This window comes from Dactylosporangium sp. NBC_01737 (assembly GCF_035963215.1).
Lineage (GTDB): Bacteria > Actinomycetota > Actinomycetes > Mycobacteriales > Micromonosporaceae > Dactylosporangium.
Genome location: NZ_CP109153.1, coordinates 13,675,368 through 13,690,941 on the forward strand (window position 1 = coordinate 13,675,368; position 15,574 = coordinate 13,690,941).

The window sequence follows — 15,574 nt, forward strand, 5'->3', positions numbered from 1 at the left end:
CCCTACCAGTAGAGAGGGGTGGGCTGACTCTCCCGCCGCCTGAACAGCCACCAGCAGGAGACCTGCACGGCGACCAGCACCGGCAGCAGTGGCGCCGCGCCGATGGCGAGCAGCCGGAGGGTGTCGCCACCGGCGGCCGCGCTGTCGACGGTCACCGTCGCGCCCGGGTCCATCGTGGACGCTAGCACGCCCGGATACCTGGCCAGGGCGACCGTGATCACCGGTAGGGCGCACGCCACAAGCGTGGCGGTGAAGGCCCGCCCGCCGCTGGTGAACCGGGTCGCGACGAGCGCGGCGGCGGTGGCCACGACCAGGCCGGTCGCGAGGAGCGGGTTGCTGACGCCGGGTGGCTTCTGGGTGTACCAGACGGCGGCCGCGACGAGGACGAGCGCGGCGCCGGCGGGGCCGGCCTGGGAGAGCACGCGCCGCATGCGCGGGTCGGCGGTGCGCCAGGCGAGGTAGGCGGCGCCGTTCGCGACGACCAGGACCACGTTGACGAGCGCGGTCAGCCACACGGCAGGGCTGGCGAGTGGCGCAAAGCCGTGCACATGACCGTCGGCGGTCATCGGTACACCATGCGTCACGACACCGAGCAGCAGCCCCCAACCGACCGCGAGTGCGAGGGCACCGGCCGTGATGAGCGCGTCGAACCCGCCGGTGCTGGTGCCGCGGCCGCGCAGTTGCACGCCGGCGTTGAGGGCGGCGAGGCCGAGCACGACAACGATGATCACCGGGTACGCGGCGCCGAACAGCTCCCCCTCCAGGCGCGGAAACGCGGCGATCAGGACGCCGACCGCGCCGACGATCCAGACCTCGTTGCCCAGGAACCGCGGGCCGACGGCGTTGAGCGCGGCCCTCCTGGCGGGGTCACCCTTGTGCAGCGGCAGCAGGAGCGCGACGCCCTGGTCGAGCCCGCCGAGCGCGAAGTAGGCCATGAACAGCAGCCCGAGGACGGCGTACCAGAAGGTGCTCATACGGTGATCTCCTCGCGCACTGGCAGCGGCTGCGGCAGGAACTCATCGCCCGGTCCGCGTCTTGCCTTGCGGGCCAGGAGCCACCAGTCGACGACGACCAGCCCGGCGACCACGGCGGTGAAGCCGAGCGTCGAGGCCAGCAGCGCGCCGTCGCTCATCGGTGACACCGCGTCGGCGGTCTTGAGCAGCCCGTAGACGGCCCACGGCTGACGGCCCTCCTCACGGACGATCCAGCCGGCGATCGCGGTGAGGAACGGCACCGGGATGAGGGCGGTGAGCAGCCACAGCATGGGCCGCGCCCAGCGCCGCTTGATGATCGTGTCGCGGATCGTGAGGAGCTGCGCGGCGAGCAGGATCAGGAACAGCAGGTTCGCCACCATGATCATGGCTCCGAGCGAGGCACCGACGATGCCGCTGTTCGGCAGGTAGTCGCCGGGGCCGTGCTTCGCGGCCCACTCCGCCTGCAGCCGCAGCGCGTCCTCGCCGTCGCCGGAGAGCTTCGTCGGCTGGTTCGCCCCGAGCGGACCGAACTGGGCGTAGCCGAAGCCCATGGTGAGGAACATCCCGACCAGTGAGGATCGCAGCCCGCCGCGCAGCGACCCGCGGAAGATCGGGTCGGCCCCGGCACGGCGAAGGTGCCAGGCGCTGACGCCGGCGACGAACATGCCGCCGGTCAGCATGGCGGCGGAGACGGTGTGGGCGAAGGCGAACCACAGGGCGCTGTTGGTGAGCAGCGCGCCGAAGTCGGTGAGCCTGGCCGTGCCGTCGCCGTCCAGGACGTAGCCGACGGGATGCTGCAGGAACGCGTTGGCGACCAGCACCCAGAACGCGGACAGCAGCGCGGTCGCGGCGACGCCCCAGATCAGGGCCAGGTGCAGCTTCTTGTTCAGCCGCTCCCAGCCGAACAGCCACATGCCCAGCAGCGTGGACTCGAGCACGAACGCGATCAGCGTCTCCAGGGCCAGGGGCGCGCCGAACACGTCTCCGGTGAGCCGGGACAGCCCGCTCCAGTTGAGCCCGATCTCGAATTCCATGACGAGTCCCGTGGCGATGCCGACGGCGTAGTTGATCGCGTACAGCGAGCCCCAGAAGCGGGCCGTCCTGCCGTACGCGGGGTCGCCGGTGCGCACGTAGCGGGTCTGCACCGACGCGACGAAGAAGACCAGGCCGAGCGTGAGCGCGACGAAGAGGAAGTGCAGCGAGGCCGTGACGGCGAACTGCCATCGTGCGGAGTCGAGCGCATTCATAGGTTGCCCCCCGACATGTATCCAACCAACATGTCGGCAGCCTACATGTGAAGGCGGCAAAAGTCAGGCGTGAGTGCGGCGCGGAGCGTCGCATGTGGGTGTCATGGGGGGTGTGGGTGGGAATCCCCCACGGGAACCGTAGGGCCTCAGCCACGGGGAACAAGAAGCAGCGCTCGTCCTCCGCCAAGGACGAGCGCTGCTGAGAAAGGTCTCAGGCGGCCGGGTTATGCCGCGGTGTTCCGCCTTCCCGCCACCTGGGCGAGGCCGACGAGGGCGTGCGCCCGGGCGTACTCGGCCGGGGTGAACGCCGGCGCGGGGCGGCGCACGTAGAGCGTGCCTCCCGCGGGGTCCTGCAGCTGCATGCCGGTCGCGGTGTACCCCTCCGCACCCGTGGACGTGTCCGCCCGCCAGGAGATGTCGCAGTCGCCGAGCAGCGCGGCGATCGCCTCCTCCAGGGTCGCGGTGCCGTCCAGGACCTTCGTGGCCAGGGCGAGGACGCGGGTCGGCTCGTCGATGAGGCCCCGGACGTCGGCCTGGGCGACCCACGCGTCCCGGCCGCGGCCACGCCGCACGGCCTCGGTGAGATCCGCGACGGTCAGCTCGTCGGGCGCCTCGACGAGGAAGTCGTCGACCGCGCCGGACTCGGTGGTGTGCACCTGGACGGAGAGGATGTTGACCTTGCGCAGCGCGAGGCTGGCGGTCAGGACGGAGAGGAAGCCGGGGCGGTCGTCAACGGTCGCCCGGATACGCCAGAGGGTCATACGGGGGGCTCCTTGCCTGTGGTGCAGCCTGGGACGGTGGGGGGACCGCGCCGCAGCGGGCTGGTCAGGCCGCCCAGGAAGCTTTTGTGCCGGCGGGAGCGGGGGCTCCTGCAACGGAACCTCCCGCTTTACCCAGCTCCGCCAAGCCGGGCCCCGCCAGCCGTTCCCCCAGCACAGACGCGGTTGCACCGACCAACTGCGCCAGCCTTGCCACTTCGGAACCGTGGAAAGGTGGTGCTCCAGCGTCGCCGTCCGCCCCGCCGCGGGCGACAACAAGGACCAGACCTCTACGCTGAAAAGGCGCGACAGCAAGATGAATGCCGTCAGCTGCGCTGATCGCGCGAGGTCGGAGTGGTGCGATGTCCACCTGTGGGGGGACATCCGGAGTGCGCCAGCTGGCGCAGATCACCGAGGAGTCGGACCATGCCTGGGCTCGCGCGCCGCCGCCCGCCCAATCCGATCCGACCAGGATCGCGACCGCCCAGTCCGCGCCGAACAGTGCCGGTGCCGCGTCGACGACCGTTGCAAGGCCGTTCTGCGGGCTTGCCGCCACCTGTCCGATGAGCGCGACCTCGCGGCCACTACTCGGCTCCGACAGCTCTGTGCCGCGCCACACACCGTCCACGCGAACGCCTGGGATCGCCGCGAGACCGGTGAGAACACGGTCGACAGGGGCCGAAGCCGGCCATACCACGGTAAGGTCGTCCACCGCACGGCCGCCGACGCGTTCCAGTACAACGACCGAAACGATGTCGGCACCGACCACACCCAGCGTCCGGGCAACCTGCCCGAGTGAGCCGGGACGGTCGGGCAGCGCAACTCGCAGCCGTAGCAGCATGAAAGTCGACCTCCCGTTCGTCCTTGGCTGAGTACGCCGCCGTTGGTGTACGTCACTTGCTCTCCGGTACTGACAACAGTCTGCCCACCGCGGATTTCCGCGCCGTTTCGCCGCAGTGTCGATGCCGGAACGTCTCCGGGTCTGCGAAAACGGACATTGGCGGTGAAAAACCTCGCTCGGACCTTGACAGAGAACGCGTCTCACCCCTGGACTGGCCACATGAGCACCCCGCCCGGTCTCGACATCGCGCGCTTAGCGGCGTACCTCCAGGACAAGGCCCCTGGGCTCGTCACCGAACCCATCGACGCCGAGCTCATCGCCGGCGGCCGGTCCAACCTGACCTACGTGGTCAACGAGGTCTTCGTGCTGCGCCGCCCGCCGCTCGGGCACGTCCTGGCCACCGCGCACGACATGGCCCGGGAGTACCGGGTCATCTCCGCGCTCGGCCCGACGCCGGTGCCGGTACCCGACGCGCTGCTGCTGTGCGAGGACCCCGACGTCCTGGGTGCGCCGTTCTACCTGATGGCCCGGGTCCCCGGGGTGGTGCTGCGCAGCCGCCGGCAGACCGACCCGCTCGGCGACGACGCCCGCCGCGAGGTGGCGTTCGCGATGATGGACACCCTCGCCGGGCTGCACCGCGTCGACCCCGCCGAGATCGGGCTCGCCGACTTCGGCCGGCCGGAGGGCTTCCTGGAGCGCCAGGTCCGGCGCTGGTCGAAGCAGCTGGCGCAGTCGACGAGCCGGGACCTGCCCGACGCGGAGGTGCTGCGGGACCGGCTCGCCGCCGGCATCCCCGTGTCCGCCACGACCGCGATCGTCCACGGCGACTACCGGCTCGACAACCTCATCGTCGACCCCGCGACCATGCGCGTCGCCGCCGTCCTCGACTGGGAGATGGCGACCCTCGGCGACCCGCTCACCGACCTCGGGCTGCTGCTGGCGTACTGGACGGTCCTCGACCAGCTCAAGATCGGCGTCAACCCGATCGCCGACGGGCTCGGCGCCGACGCCGGCTTCCCCTCCGGCGACGAGCTGCTGGAGCGCTACGCGGGCAGCAGCGGTGCGGCGCTGGACGACCTGCACTGGTACGTCGCCATGGCCTGCTACAAGCTGGCCGTCATCCTCGAGGGCATCCACTACCGCTACACCAGCGGCCAGACGGTCGGCGCCGGCTTCGACCAGATCGGCGCGCTGGTCCCACCCCTGCTCGCGCAGGGCCTCGCAGCGATCAACGGAGAGAGCTGATGGACTTCCGCTTCGACACGCGCACCGCCGACCTGCACGAGAAGCTCACCGACTTCCTGGAGGAGGAGGTGTACCCGGCGGAACCCCGCTTCGAGCAGGAGATGGCCCAGCTCGACGACCCGTGGGCACGCCCCCCGGTGATCGAGGCGCTGAAGGCGTCCGCCCGCGACCGCGGCCTGTGGAACCTGTTCCTGCCCGACGAGCGCTACGGCGCCGGCCTCACCAACCTGCAGTACGCACCCCTGGCCGAGGTCACCGGCCGCAGCCCGCACCTCGCCCCCGAGGCCGTCAACTGCGCCGCGCCGGACACCGGCAACATGGAGGTCCTCGCCGGGTTCGGCACCCCGGAGCAGCAGGACCGGTGGCTCAAGCCACTCCTGGAGGGCCAGATCCGCTCCGCGTTCTGCATGACGGAGCCCGACGTCGCCTCCTCCGACGCGACCAACATCGCCACCCGGATCGAACGCGACGGCGACGCCTACGTCATCAACGGCCGCAAATGGTGGTCCTCGGGCGCGATGAACCCCAACTGCGCGATCTTCATCGTCATGGGCAAGAGCGACCCCGGCGCCGAACGCCACCGCCAGCAGAGCATGATCCTGGTCCCGCGCGACACCCCCGGCGTCACCGTCAAGCGTGGCATGCACGTGTTCGGCTACACCGACGGCGCCCACGGCGGCCACGCCGAGGTGGTGTTCGAGGATGTACGCGTCCCCGCCGACCACCTCATCGCCGGCGAGGGTGACGGCTTCGCGATCGCCCAGGCCCGCCTCGGCCCCGGCCGCATCCATCACTGCATGCGGCTCATCGGCATGGCGGAGCGGGCGCTGCAGCTCATGTGCGAGCGCGTCATCGAACGGGTGGCGTTCGGCCGGCCCCTGGCCGAGCAGGGCGTCGTGCGTGACTGGATCGCCGAGTCCCGGGTCCGCATCGAGCAGGCCCGGCTCCTGGTCCTGAAGACCGCCTGGCTCATGGACACCGTCGGCAACAAGGGCGCCCACACCGAGATCCAGGCGATCAAGATCGCCGTGCCGCAGATGACCGAATGGGTCCTCGACAAGGCGATCCAGGCCCACGGCGCCGCCGGCGTCAGCCAGGACACTCCCCTGGCCGCGCTGTGGTCGCAGGCCAGGACGCTGCGCCTCGCCGACGGCCCCGACGAGGTCCACCGCGCGTCCCTCGCCAAGCGGGAGCTGCGCAAGTACAGCTGAGCGCCGCACGACGACAGCGCGAGCGGGCCGCCCCTGGTCGTCAGGGGTGACCCGCTCGACGCGGTGCTATTCCGCGACGCGGTACGGTGCCGGAGCCTCGTACGTGGGGGACGGAACGTCCTCCTCTTCCTCGAACCGCTCCTGCGCCGCCTGGATGGCCTTCGGCGCCGAGGCCGCCACCGCCCAGCCGACCGCGATCCCGCCGAGCACGGCGACCGCGAACCAGCCCCACGGCTTGCGCTGCGGCCGGCCCGACAACGCGTCGAACGCCAGGCTCGCCCGGTGCCACGCCTCGTCGGCCGCGGACCCGACCCGGTCCGACGCCGAGCTGTACCGGCTCGACGCCTCGTCGGCGAGGTCGTACGCCCGGTCCTTCACGGACCCACCCACCGAACGCGCCGACTCGACCGCGGACACCAGATGATCCCAGGCGTCCTCAGCCACACTCTCGGCGCGCCGCTTACCCTTCTTCCACTGTGCGGTCATGTTGGCACCCACCTCTCCTCCATTGACCGGGGTGCCCTATAGGTCGCTGTTGCAAACTGGTTGATGTCAGAGGTGGGTGCTTGGCTGTGCTAGCTGGGGCACGGCTGGCGCCGCGCCCCGGCGGGGGGTTCCCACCCCGCACCCCCCATGCGACGCTGCGCGCCGCACTCAAGCCTGTTTCTTCCGCGGCGGCCTTCGGCCGGAAGAGCATTGGGGGATTCTCACCCCCCCGAATAGCGCTCGCGCTCCAGCGCTTCGCGCGGCCGAAACACACGCATGCGCGCTGCATCCGAAAGACCGGGGGTTCAGGTTGCGGGTCCGGCCGGGTCTTTCGTCCGATTCGCCTGCCCTGCGCGCGAGACGCGAAGGCAGGCCCATCCAGAGACCCGGCGCCGGACCGGTCGGCATGACGTGCACCTTCCGGCGGGTTCGTCGGCCCGAAGTGCGAACGTCCGCGTGCCTGGGCGGATGGGCCTGCCTCCGCGTCTCGCGCGCAGGGCAGGCGAGCTGGACGACAGACCTGATGCGCCTCGAACCTCGACCCCCGGTCCTTTGATCGCCACGCGCACGCGTGTGAGTCGGCCGCGCGAAGCGCTGGGCGTGCGAGCGCGGAGCGCGAGCATTGGGGGTTTGGGGTGAGAATCCCCCACTGCTCTTACGGCCGTCAGGCCGCCGCGGAAGAAGCGGAAGAAACAGTGCTAGCGCGCTCCACCAGGTGGGTCTCGACCATGACGGCGGTGGGGGCGGCGCCGGCGATGCGGGCCAGGAGCAGGCGGACCATCTCGCGGCCCATGGCTTCGACGGGCTGGTGGACGGTGGTCAGCGGCGGGTCGGTCTGGCGGGCGATGGCGACGTCGTCGAAGCCGACCAGCGACACGTCGTCCGGGACGCGCCGGCCCAGCTCGCGCAGGGCGCGCAGGGCGCCGACGGCCATGAGGTCCGAGGCGGCGAAGACGGCGTCGACGTCGGCGTTGCGGGCGAGCAGCTCGTGGATGGCGCGCTCGCCGGAGGCCTCGCTGAAGTCGCCGTAGGCGATGAGGGTCTCGTCGACGGGCAGGCCCGAGCGTTCGATCGCCTCGCGGTAGCCGGCGAGGCGGGACACGCCGGCGGCCATGTCCTGCGGGCCGGCGATGGCGGCGATGCGGCGGCGGTTGCGGTCCAGGAGGTGGCCGACGGCGAGGCGGGCGCCGCCCTCGTTGTCGGCGTCCACGAAGGCGACGTCGGTGCCCAGGGTGCCGGCGCCGACGCCGGGGGTGCCGTCGGCGAGCATGCGGGCGGGGCGGCCGCCGAGGACGACGGGCAGGCCGCGCTGCTCCAGCAGGCCTGGCAGCGGGTCGGCGTCGTGCAGGGACAGCAGCATGACGCCGTCCACGTGCTGGTTGGTGAGGTGGTGTTCGACGCGCTGACGCTCGGCCGGGGACTGCGCCATGGCGAGCCACAGCTGGAGCTGGGTGTCGGCGAGGGCGGAGCTGACGCCGCGGACGATCCCGGCGAAGAACGGCTCGCCGAAGACCCGCTCCTCCGACTCGGACACGACGAGGGCGACGGAGTCGGTGCGCTGGGTGACGAGGGCACGGGCGGCGCGGTTGGGCACGTAGCCAAGCTCGTCGATCGCCTTCTGCACGGCCGCCCGCGCCTCCGGGCTCACCTGCGGCGAGCCGTTGACCACGCGCGACACGGTGCCGCGCCCGACGCCGGCGCGCGAGGCGACCTCGTCGAGCGTGGGACGGCCCGCGGAGCGGGGGCGGCTGTTGGTGGAAGGCACGCCCCATTGTGCGCACACGCCCGCGATCTTGCAGCCGCGGTGCCCGAGAATCGCGGCACCGCGGCGGCAAACCGAAACGATCTACGACAAATGCGCCTCCACCAGCACCGAACTGCCCGCCGGCGCGACGGGCAGCACGCCGCCCTCCACCGGTACACCATCCGCAACGAGACGGCAGGCCGACGCCGACGCACCGGGTTCCTTGGTCACCGTGATCCGGTAGGTGGCGCCGCGGAAGCGCCGGACCGCGGAGAACCCGGACCACGCGGCGGGGATCACCGGCGCGATCCGCAGCCCCGACAGCTCCGGGCGGATGCCCAGGATCCACTGGGTGACGGCGGCGTAGTTCCACGCGGCCGTCCCGGTCAGCCACGAGTTCTTCGCCTCGCCGTGCGTGGGCGCGTCGCGGCCGGCGATCATCTGGGCGTAGACGTAGGGCTCGCAGCGGTGCAGGTCGCCGAGCTCCTCACGGGCCGAGGGGTTGATCCGCTTGTAGTAGTCGAAGGCGCCGTCGCCGTTGCCGACCATCGCCTCGGCGATCATGAGCCACGGGTTGGTGTGGCAGAAGATCCCGGCGTTCTCCTTGTACCCCGGCGGGTAGCTGGAGATCTCGCCGAGCTCGATGCGGTACGAGCTGAACGCCGGCTGCTGCAGCACGATGCCGTGCGGGGTCGCCAGGCGCTCCCGGACGCTGGTCAGGGCGCGGACCGCGGTGCCGTCCTCGAGACCGACGCCGCCCATGATGCACATGCCCTGCGGCTCGATGAAGATCTTGCCCTCGTCGTTGGACGCGGAGCCGATCACGTTGCCGTGGAAGTCGTAGGCGCGGCGGAACCACTCGCCGTCCCAGCCGTGCTCGGCGACGGTCCCGGCCATCTTCTCCGCCGCGTTCTGGTAGGCGGTCGCGTCATCCTCGCGATGCGCGGCGAGTGCCGCCAGTTCCTTGGCCGCCAGGACGAACTGCCCGGCGATGAACACGGACTCCGCGACCCCGCCGGTGGCGTTCTCGGTGGTCTGGAACGGCTCCCCGGGCGTGTCGGAGAAGCAGTTGAGGTTGAGGCAGTCGTTCCAGTCGGCGCGCCCGATCAGCGGCAGGCCGTGCGGTCCGAGGCGCTCCAGGGTGTACCGCAGCGACAGCTTCAGGTGCTCGTACAGTGGCTGTTCGCTGCCGGGGGCGTTGTCGAAGGGCACCGGTTCGTCCAGGATGCCCCAGTCGCCGCTCTCCTTGATGTACGCCGAGACGCCCAGGATCAGCCACAGCGGGTCGTCGTTGAAGCCGGACCCGATGTCGTTGTTGCCCCGTTTCGTCAGCGGCTGGTACTGGTGGTACGCCCCGCCCGTCGGCAGCTGGGTCGCGGCGATGTCGAGGATCCGCTCCCGGGCCCGCTCTGGGATCATGTGCACGAAGCCGAGCAGGTCCTGGTTGGAGTCGCGGAAGCCCATGCCGCGGCCGATCCCGGACTCGTACAGCGAGGTGGACCGGCTCATGTTGAACGTGACCATGTTCTGGTAGGCGTTCCAGATGTTCACCATGCGGTCGGTGTCGGTGTCCGGCGTCTGCACCTGCAACCCGCCGAGCAGTTCCTCCCAGCGCGCCGCGAGCGCGGCGAACCCGGCGTCGACGGTCTCCTGCCGCAACCAGTCAGTGATCTTGGGCAGCACGAGCGCCTTGTTGACGGTCTGCGAGCCGGGCGGGTCGAACTTGGCGTCGCGGGGGTTCTCGGCGTACCCGAGGACGAAGCCGATCTCGCGGGTCTCCCCCGGCTGAAGGGTGAGCTTGACGTGGTGCGAGCCGTGCGGCTGCCAGCCGTGCGCGATCGAGTCGGTGGACTCGCCGCGTTCGACGACGAGCGGCCGGTCCCAGGAGCGGTACGGCCCGAGGAACGCCTCCCGCGCGGTGTCGTAGCCGGCGAGGGGCTCGCTGCAGGCGAAGTAGGCGAAGTGGTCGCGGCGCTCCCGGTACTCCGTCTTGTGGTAGATGACGCCGTCGACGACCTCGACCTGGCCGGTGTTGAAGTTGCGCTGGTAGTTGGTGGCGTCGTCCTGCGCGTCCCACAGGCAGAACTCGATCGAGGAGAAGGCGGACAGCGAAACGGCGGTGTCGCGCTCGTTGGTGACCTTGAGCCGCCACACCTCCAGGGTCTCCCCCAGCGGCACGAAGTAGAGCGTTTCCGCCTTGATCCCGCGGTACCGGGAGGCGATGCGCGTGTAGGACAGCCCGTGGCGGCACTCGTACTCGTCGAGCTCGGTCTGCGTCGGCTGCCACGTGGGCGACCAGAAGGTCTCCTCGTCACGCAGGTAGAGGTAACGCCCGCCGAGGTCCATGGGGGCGTTGTTGTACCGGTACCGGGTGAGCCGGCGCAGCCGCGCGTCGCGGTAGAACGAGTAGCCGCCGGCGGTGTTGGAGATGATGCCGAAGTACGCCTCGGTGCCGAGGTAGTTGATCCAGGGCAGCGGGGTGTCTGGTCGGTCGATGACGTACTCGCGGCGTTCGTCGTCGAAGTGGCCGAAGCGCACGGGGTGCCTCCTGCAGGGGATGAAGACTGCGCTCGAAACGGTCAGGCCGACTCGCGGACCACGAGGTGCGTGTCGAGCACAGTCGAATGGGCCGGCCCGCCGGCGATGCGGGCCAGCAGGAGCCTGGCCATCTCGCGCCCCATCCCCTCCACCGACTGGTGCACGGTGGTGAGCGGCGGCTGGGTCTGCCTGGCCACGGCGGAGTCCTCGAACCCGACCACGGCCACGTCGGCGGGCACCCCGCGGCCCAGCTCACGCAGGGCGCGGATGGCGCCGGCGGCCATCAGGTCGGAGGCGGCGAAGACAGCGTCGAGACCGGGGTTGAGATGGATCAGGCGGTGCATCGCGTCGGCCCCGCTCGCCTCGCTGAAGTCGCCGTACGCGATGAGTCGCTGTTCGTGCGGCAGGGACGCCAGGCGCAGCGCCTCCCGGTAGCCACGGAGGCGGGCGATACCCACCGCCATGTCCTGCGGGCCGGCGATCACCGCGATGCAGCGGCGACCGAGGCCGATGAGGTGTTCGACGGCGGTGCGGGCACCGCCCTCGTTGTCGTTGTCGACGTAGGCGACCTCGTTGTCACCCTCGATTTCGAGCATGTGTGCGGGGCGCCCGCCGAGGACGGTCGGCAGCCCCCGCTTGCCGAGCAGCGCCGGCAGGGGGTCGTCGTCGTGCAGGGACAGCAGCAGCACCCCGTCGACGTGCTGGTCGGACAGGTGCCGTTCGACCATGAGCCGCTGCGACGGTGACTGCGCCATCGCCAGCCACAGCTGCAGCGAGGTGTCGGCGAGGACGTTGCTGACGCCGCGGACGATGCCGGCGAAGAACGGCTCGCCGAAGACCCGCTCCTCCGACTCGGACACCACGAGGGCGACCGATTCGGTGCGGCGGGTGACAAGGGCCCTGGCCGCCCGGTTGGGCACGTAGCCGAGTTCCTCGACGGCTCGGGCGACGGCGGCGCGGGCCTCCGGGCTGACCTGCGGCGAGCCGTTGATCACCCGGGAGACCGTGCCCCGCCCGACGCCGGCGAGCGCGGCCACCTCGTCCAGCGTCGGGCGGCGCACGCTACTCGCCGAGGCCGTTGTGCTTGATGACCTCGCGGAACCGATGGCCGCTGGCCTTGACCGTGCGCTCCTGCGTGTCGTAGTCGACGCGGATCATGCCGAACCGCTTGGTGTAGCCCCACGCCCACTCGAAGTTGTCCAGCAGCGACCACGCGAAGTAGCCGTGCAGCGGCGCCCCGGCGGTGATCGCGTCGTGGCAGGCCCGGAAGTGCGCGTCGAAGTAGGCGACGCGGTCGGCGTCCTCGACCGTGCCCGCGTCGGTGACGGTGTCGATGTACGCGGCGCCGTTCTCGGTGATGTACAGCGGGATCGCCGGGTAGTCGCGGGCGACGCGGGTGAGGGTCTCGGTGAGCCCGGGGGCGTCGACCTCCCAGCCCATGTCGGTGACGGGGACGCCGGGCCGCTTGAGGAACCGGACGGTCTCGCTGCCGGGCCATGACGTCGGCGCCCGCCAGTACGGCTCGGCGGGCACGTCCGGGTCCTCGGCCCCGACGACGTGCCGGCTGTAGTAGTTGATGCCGAGCAGGTCCAGGGGCTGGGCGATCTGCTCCAGGTCGCCGTCGCGGACGAAGCCGAAGTCGCTGACCTCGGCCAGGTCGGCGACGACGTCGGCGGGGTACGAGCCGAGCAGCACCGGGTCGAGGAAGATCCGGTTGGCCAGGCCGTCGATGCGGCGGGCCGCGTCGAGGTCACCCGCCTTGTGCTCGTCGGCCGGGGAGATGGCGTACAGGTTGAGCGTGATGCCCAGCTGCGCCGTGGGGTCGGCGGCCCGGATCGACTGGACCGCCTGGCCGTGGCCGAGCAGCAGGTGGTGCATGGCGGCCAGGGCGTCGGGTGCGTGCTGGCGGCCGGGTGCGTGGACGCCGGACGCATAGCCGAGGAACGCCGAGCACCACGGCTCGTTGAAGGTCGTCCAGTGCCGGACCCGGTCGCCGAGCGCGCCGTGCACGAGCGTGGCGTAGTCGGCGAACCGGGCCGCGGTGTCGCGGGCGGGCCAGCCGCCCGCGTCCTCGAGCTCCTGGGGCAGGTCCCAGTGGTACAGCGTCACCCAGGGGGTGATGTCGTTCGCCAGCAGCTCGTCGACGAGCCGCCGGTAGAAGTCCAGGCCTTTGGCGTTGGCCGGCCCCGACCCGCCCGGCTGGACGCGGGGCCACGCGATGGAGAACCGGTAGGCGTTGACGCCCAGGTCCTTCATCAGTCCCACATCTTCGCGGTAGCGGTGGTAGTGCTCGCAGGCCACGTCGCCGGTGTCCCCACCCAGGGTCTTGCCCGGGGTGTGGCTGAACGTGTCCCAGATCGAGGGGGTGCGGCCGTCCTCCTGGGCGGCCCCCTCGATCTGGTACGACGCGGTCGCCGCACCCCACACGAAACCGGGTGGGAACGTCAGCGGGTCGATGCTGGTCACGCCTTGACCGAACCTTCCATGATGCCGCCGATGATCTGACGGCCGAATGCGATGAACACGAGGAGCAGCGGCACGATGGCCAACGCTGTCCCGGTAAAGACTTGCACGTAGTCGGTCTTGTAGTAACCGGTCGCGAGAATGTTCAGTGAAACTTGCACGGTCGGGGTGTCGCCGTTGAGCACGACGTACGGCCACAGGAAGTCGTTCCAGGTCTCCATGAACGTCAGCAGCCCCAGTACCGCCGCCGCGGGACGCAGCGCGGGCAGCACGACCGACCAGTAGGTGCGCCACGTGGAGGCACCGTCGACGCGGGCCGCCTCGATGAGCTCGTCGCTGATCGCCGACTCCGCGTACTGCCTGATCATGAACACGCCGAAGCCCTTGACCAGGAACGGCACGATGACCGCCTGGAGGGTGTTCGTCCAGTCGAACTTCACCATCAGCAGGTACAGCGGGATGATGTTGACCTGCGTCGGGATCATCATCGTGAGGATGATGATCAGCAGCAGGGCGTTCTTCCCGCGGAACTTCAGCTTCGCGAAGGCGAACCCGGCGAGGGTGGAGAAGAACACCACCGACAGGGTCACGCACGACGACACGATCGCCGAGTTGATCAGGCCGTAGACGAAGTTGGCGTCGGTGTTGTCCAGCACCCGCTGCGCGTTGTCGAAGAAGTTCGGGCCGGGCGTGAGCGGCGGCGGGATGTCGGTGACGGCGCTGTTGTCACGCGACGCCACGATGAACGACCACACGATCGGGAAGACCGACAGCACGATCGTGATGATCAGCGCGAGGTACGTCAGCGGGCTGGCGTCCCACAACGCCGACGAGGCGCTGCGGACCTTGCCCTTCTTCCCCGGCGGTGGCGTGCCCGGCACGCTCCTTGGCCTGGTCATCGTTGTGCTCATGCCGCCACCTCCGCTGCGCTCCGGCGTCGGCCTGAGCTGAACTGCATTGCCGATGAGCGGTCCGAGCCGCTTCGCTGACCGCTCATGAGGTGGTCCCCTTGACGGATCGGCGCACCAAGGCGAAGTTGATGAGCGCGAAGATCAGGATGATCACGAACAGCAGCCAGGAGATCGCGGCACCGCGGCCCACGTTGTAGTTGTTCGTGAACGTGGTCTCGTAGATGTACATCGCGACGGTCTGGAACTCGTTGAGCGAGCCACCCTGGATGCGGCCGTAGTTGAACAGCAGCGGCTCGGTGAACAGCTGCATGCCGCCGATCGTCGAGATGATCACGGTGAAGAGGATCGTCGGCTGGATGAGCGGCACGGTGATCCGCCAGAACCGGCGGGCCGCGGACGCGCCGTCCAGGGACGCCGACTCGTACAGCTCCCTGGGGATCGCCTGCATCGCGGCGAGGTAGATCAGCGCGTTGTAGCCGGTCCAGCGCCAGTCGACCATGAACGCGATCGCGGTCCACGACGACCAGCGGTGGTTGCGCCACTCGACCGGGTCCAGGTGCAGGGACTGCAGCAGCCAGTTGGCCAGGCCGTACCGGTCGGCGAAGATCAGGCCGAACACGATGCCGACGGCGGCGACCGAGGTGATGTTGGGGATGAGCACGCCCATCCGGATCGCGGTGCGGGCCCGCATCTTCTTGTTGAGCCAGCTCGCGATGAGCAGCGCGAAGATGAGCTGCGGCACGGTCGCGACGAGGAACAGGCCGAACGTGTTGTAGATGACGATCCAGAAGTGCTCGTCCCAGAGGATCTTGCGGTAGTTCTCGAACCCGACGAAGCCCGCGTCACCGCCGGTCAGCGTGTTCTTGCGGGTCGAGAGGATCGCGGTGTAGATCAGCGGGTACGCGCCGAACACCGCGAACAGCACGAAGAACGGTGCGACGAACAGATACGGCGACAGTCGCAGGTCGAGCCGGCCGACCCGCACGGAGCGCCGCGACGGCTGCTTCGACGGCCCTGTGGGTGCGCGCCCGTGGCGAGGTCCGGTGACCTCGCCGACGTTGGTTGCCATGGGGGGTGGATCCCTTCCGATCAACGGGCTATGTGGATGACGGAGGCGGCGTCAGGTTCGACGCCGCCCCCGCCGTCAACGTTCGGG

At 70.3% G+C, this 15,574-nt stretch carries 13 protein-coding genes; 2 read left to right on the forward strand and 11 right to left on the reverse strand.

The genetic code is table 11. The features are described from left to right. Positions 1 to 2 precede the first annotated feature (2 nt). The 4 genes from OHA72_RS63260 to OHA72_RS63275 all read right to left on the reverse strand — a co-directional run bounded on the left by OHA72_RS63260 (position 3) and on the right by OHA72_RS63275 (position 3,820). The gene (locus tag OHA72_RS63260; RefSeq protein WP_327005590.1) at positions 3 to 974 is read right to left on the reverse strand and encodes a cytochrome d ubiquinol oxidase subunit II; all 972 of its coding nucleotides are present in this window, start codon (positions 972 to 974) and stop codon (positions 3 to 5) included. Continuing rightward, positions 971 to 2,221 carry a cytochrome ubiquinol oxidase subunit I gene (locus tag OHA72_RS63265; protein ID WP_327005591.1) on the reverse strand — a complete coding sequence of 417 codons (1,251 nt, stop codon included), beginning with the start codon at positions 2,219 to 2,221 and terminating at the stop codon, positions 971 to 973. The genes OHA72_RS63260 and OHA72_RS63265 overlap by 4 nt, the downstream gene beginning before the upstream one ends. 224 nt (positions 2,222 to 2,445) lie before the next feature. Continuing rightward, a complete protein-coding gene (locus tag OHA72_RS63270) occupies positions 2,446 to 2,982 on the reverse strand; it encodes an ACT domain-containing protein (protein ID WP_327005592.1) in 537 nt (178 codons plus the stop codon). A 64-nt stretch (positions 2,983 to 3,046) separates the two neighbouring features. Then, entirely contained in the window at positions 3,047 to 3,820 is a 774-nt protein-coding gene (locus OHA72_RS63275; protein WP_327005593.1) for an ACT domain-containing protein, read from the reverse strand. Between the two features lie 219 nt (positions 3,821 to 4,039). Here OHA72_RS63275 and OHA72_RS63280 point away from each other — a divergent pair, with 219 nt between their 5' ends. Both OHA72_RS63280 and OHA72_RS63285 read left to right on the forward strand, forming a co-directional pair. Continuing rightward, entirely contained in the window at positions 4,040 to 5,065 is a 1,026-nt protein-coding gene (locus OHA72_RS63280) for a phosphotransferase family protein (RefSeq protein WP_327005594.1), read from the forward strand. Continuing rightward, the gene (locus OHA72_RS63285; protein ID WP_327005595.1) at positions 5,065 to 6,276 is read left to right on the forward strand and encodes an acyl-CoA dehydrogenase family protein; all 1,212 of its coding nucleotides are present in this window, start codon (positions 5,065 to 5,067) and stop codon (positions 6,274 to 6,276) included. Before OHA72_RS63280 ends, OHA72_RS63285 begins: the two co-directional genes overlap by 1 nt. Before the next feature lie 66 nt (positions 6,277 to 6,342). Here the strand turns inward: OHA72_RS63285 and OHA72_RS63290 are convergent, their stop codons facing one another. The 7 genes from OHA72_RS63290 to OHA72_RS63320 form a co-directional block, all read right to left on the reverse strand. Then, a complete protein-coding gene (locus tag OHA72_RS63290; protein WP_327005596.1) occupies positions 6,343 to 6,762 on the reverse strand; it encodes a hypothetical protein in 420 nt (139 codons plus the stop codon). Between the two features lie 664 nt (positions 6,763 to 7,426). Beyond that, entirely contained in the window at positions 7,427 to 8,527 is a 1,101-nt protein-coding gene (locus OHA72_RS63295; RefSeq protein ID WP_327005597.1) for a LacI family DNA-binding transcriptional regulator, read from the reverse strand. Between the two features lie 81 nt (positions 8,528 to 8,608). Further along, a complete protein-coding gene (locus OHA72_RS63300; RefSeq protein WP_327005598.1) occupies positions 8,609 to 11,044 on the reverse strand; it encodes a glycoside hydrolase family 94 protein in 2,436 nt (811 codons plus the stop codon). A 41-nt stretch (positions 11,045 to 11,085) separates the two neighbouring features. Continuing rightward, on the reverse strand, positions 11,086 to 12,150 hold the full coding sequence (locus OHA72_RS63305; protein ID WP_442788803.1) for a LacI family DNA-binding transcriptional regulator: 1,065 nt from the start codon (positions 12,148 to 12,150) through the stop codon (positions 11,086 to 11,088). Next, positions 12,107 to 13,510: a GH1 family beta-glucosidase gene (locus OHA72_RS63310; RefSeq protein ID WP_327005600.1), complete on the reverse strand. Its 1,404-nt coding sequence runs from the start codon at positions 13,508 to 13,510 to the stop codon at positions 12,107 to 12,109. The genes OHA72_RS63305 and OHA72_RS63310 overlap by 44 nt, the downstream gene beginning before the upstream one ends. Continuing rightward, entirely contained in the window at positions 13,507 to 14,406 is a 900-nt protein-coding gene (locus OHA72_RS63315; protein ID WP_327011930.1) for a carbohydrate ABC transporter permease, read from the reverse strand. Before OHA72_RS63315 ends, OHA72_RS63310 begins: the two co-directional genes overlap by 4 nt. Before the next feature lie 94 nt (positions 14,407 to 14,500). Continuing rightward, the gene (locus OHA72_RS63320) at positions 14,501 to 15,487 is read right to left on the reverse strand and encodes a carbohydrate ABC transporter permease (protein ID WP_327005601.1); all 987 of its coding nucleotides are present in this window, start codon (positions 15,485 to 15,487) and stop codon (positions 14,501 to 14,503) included. Positions 15,488 to 15,574 lie beyond the last annotated feature (87 nt).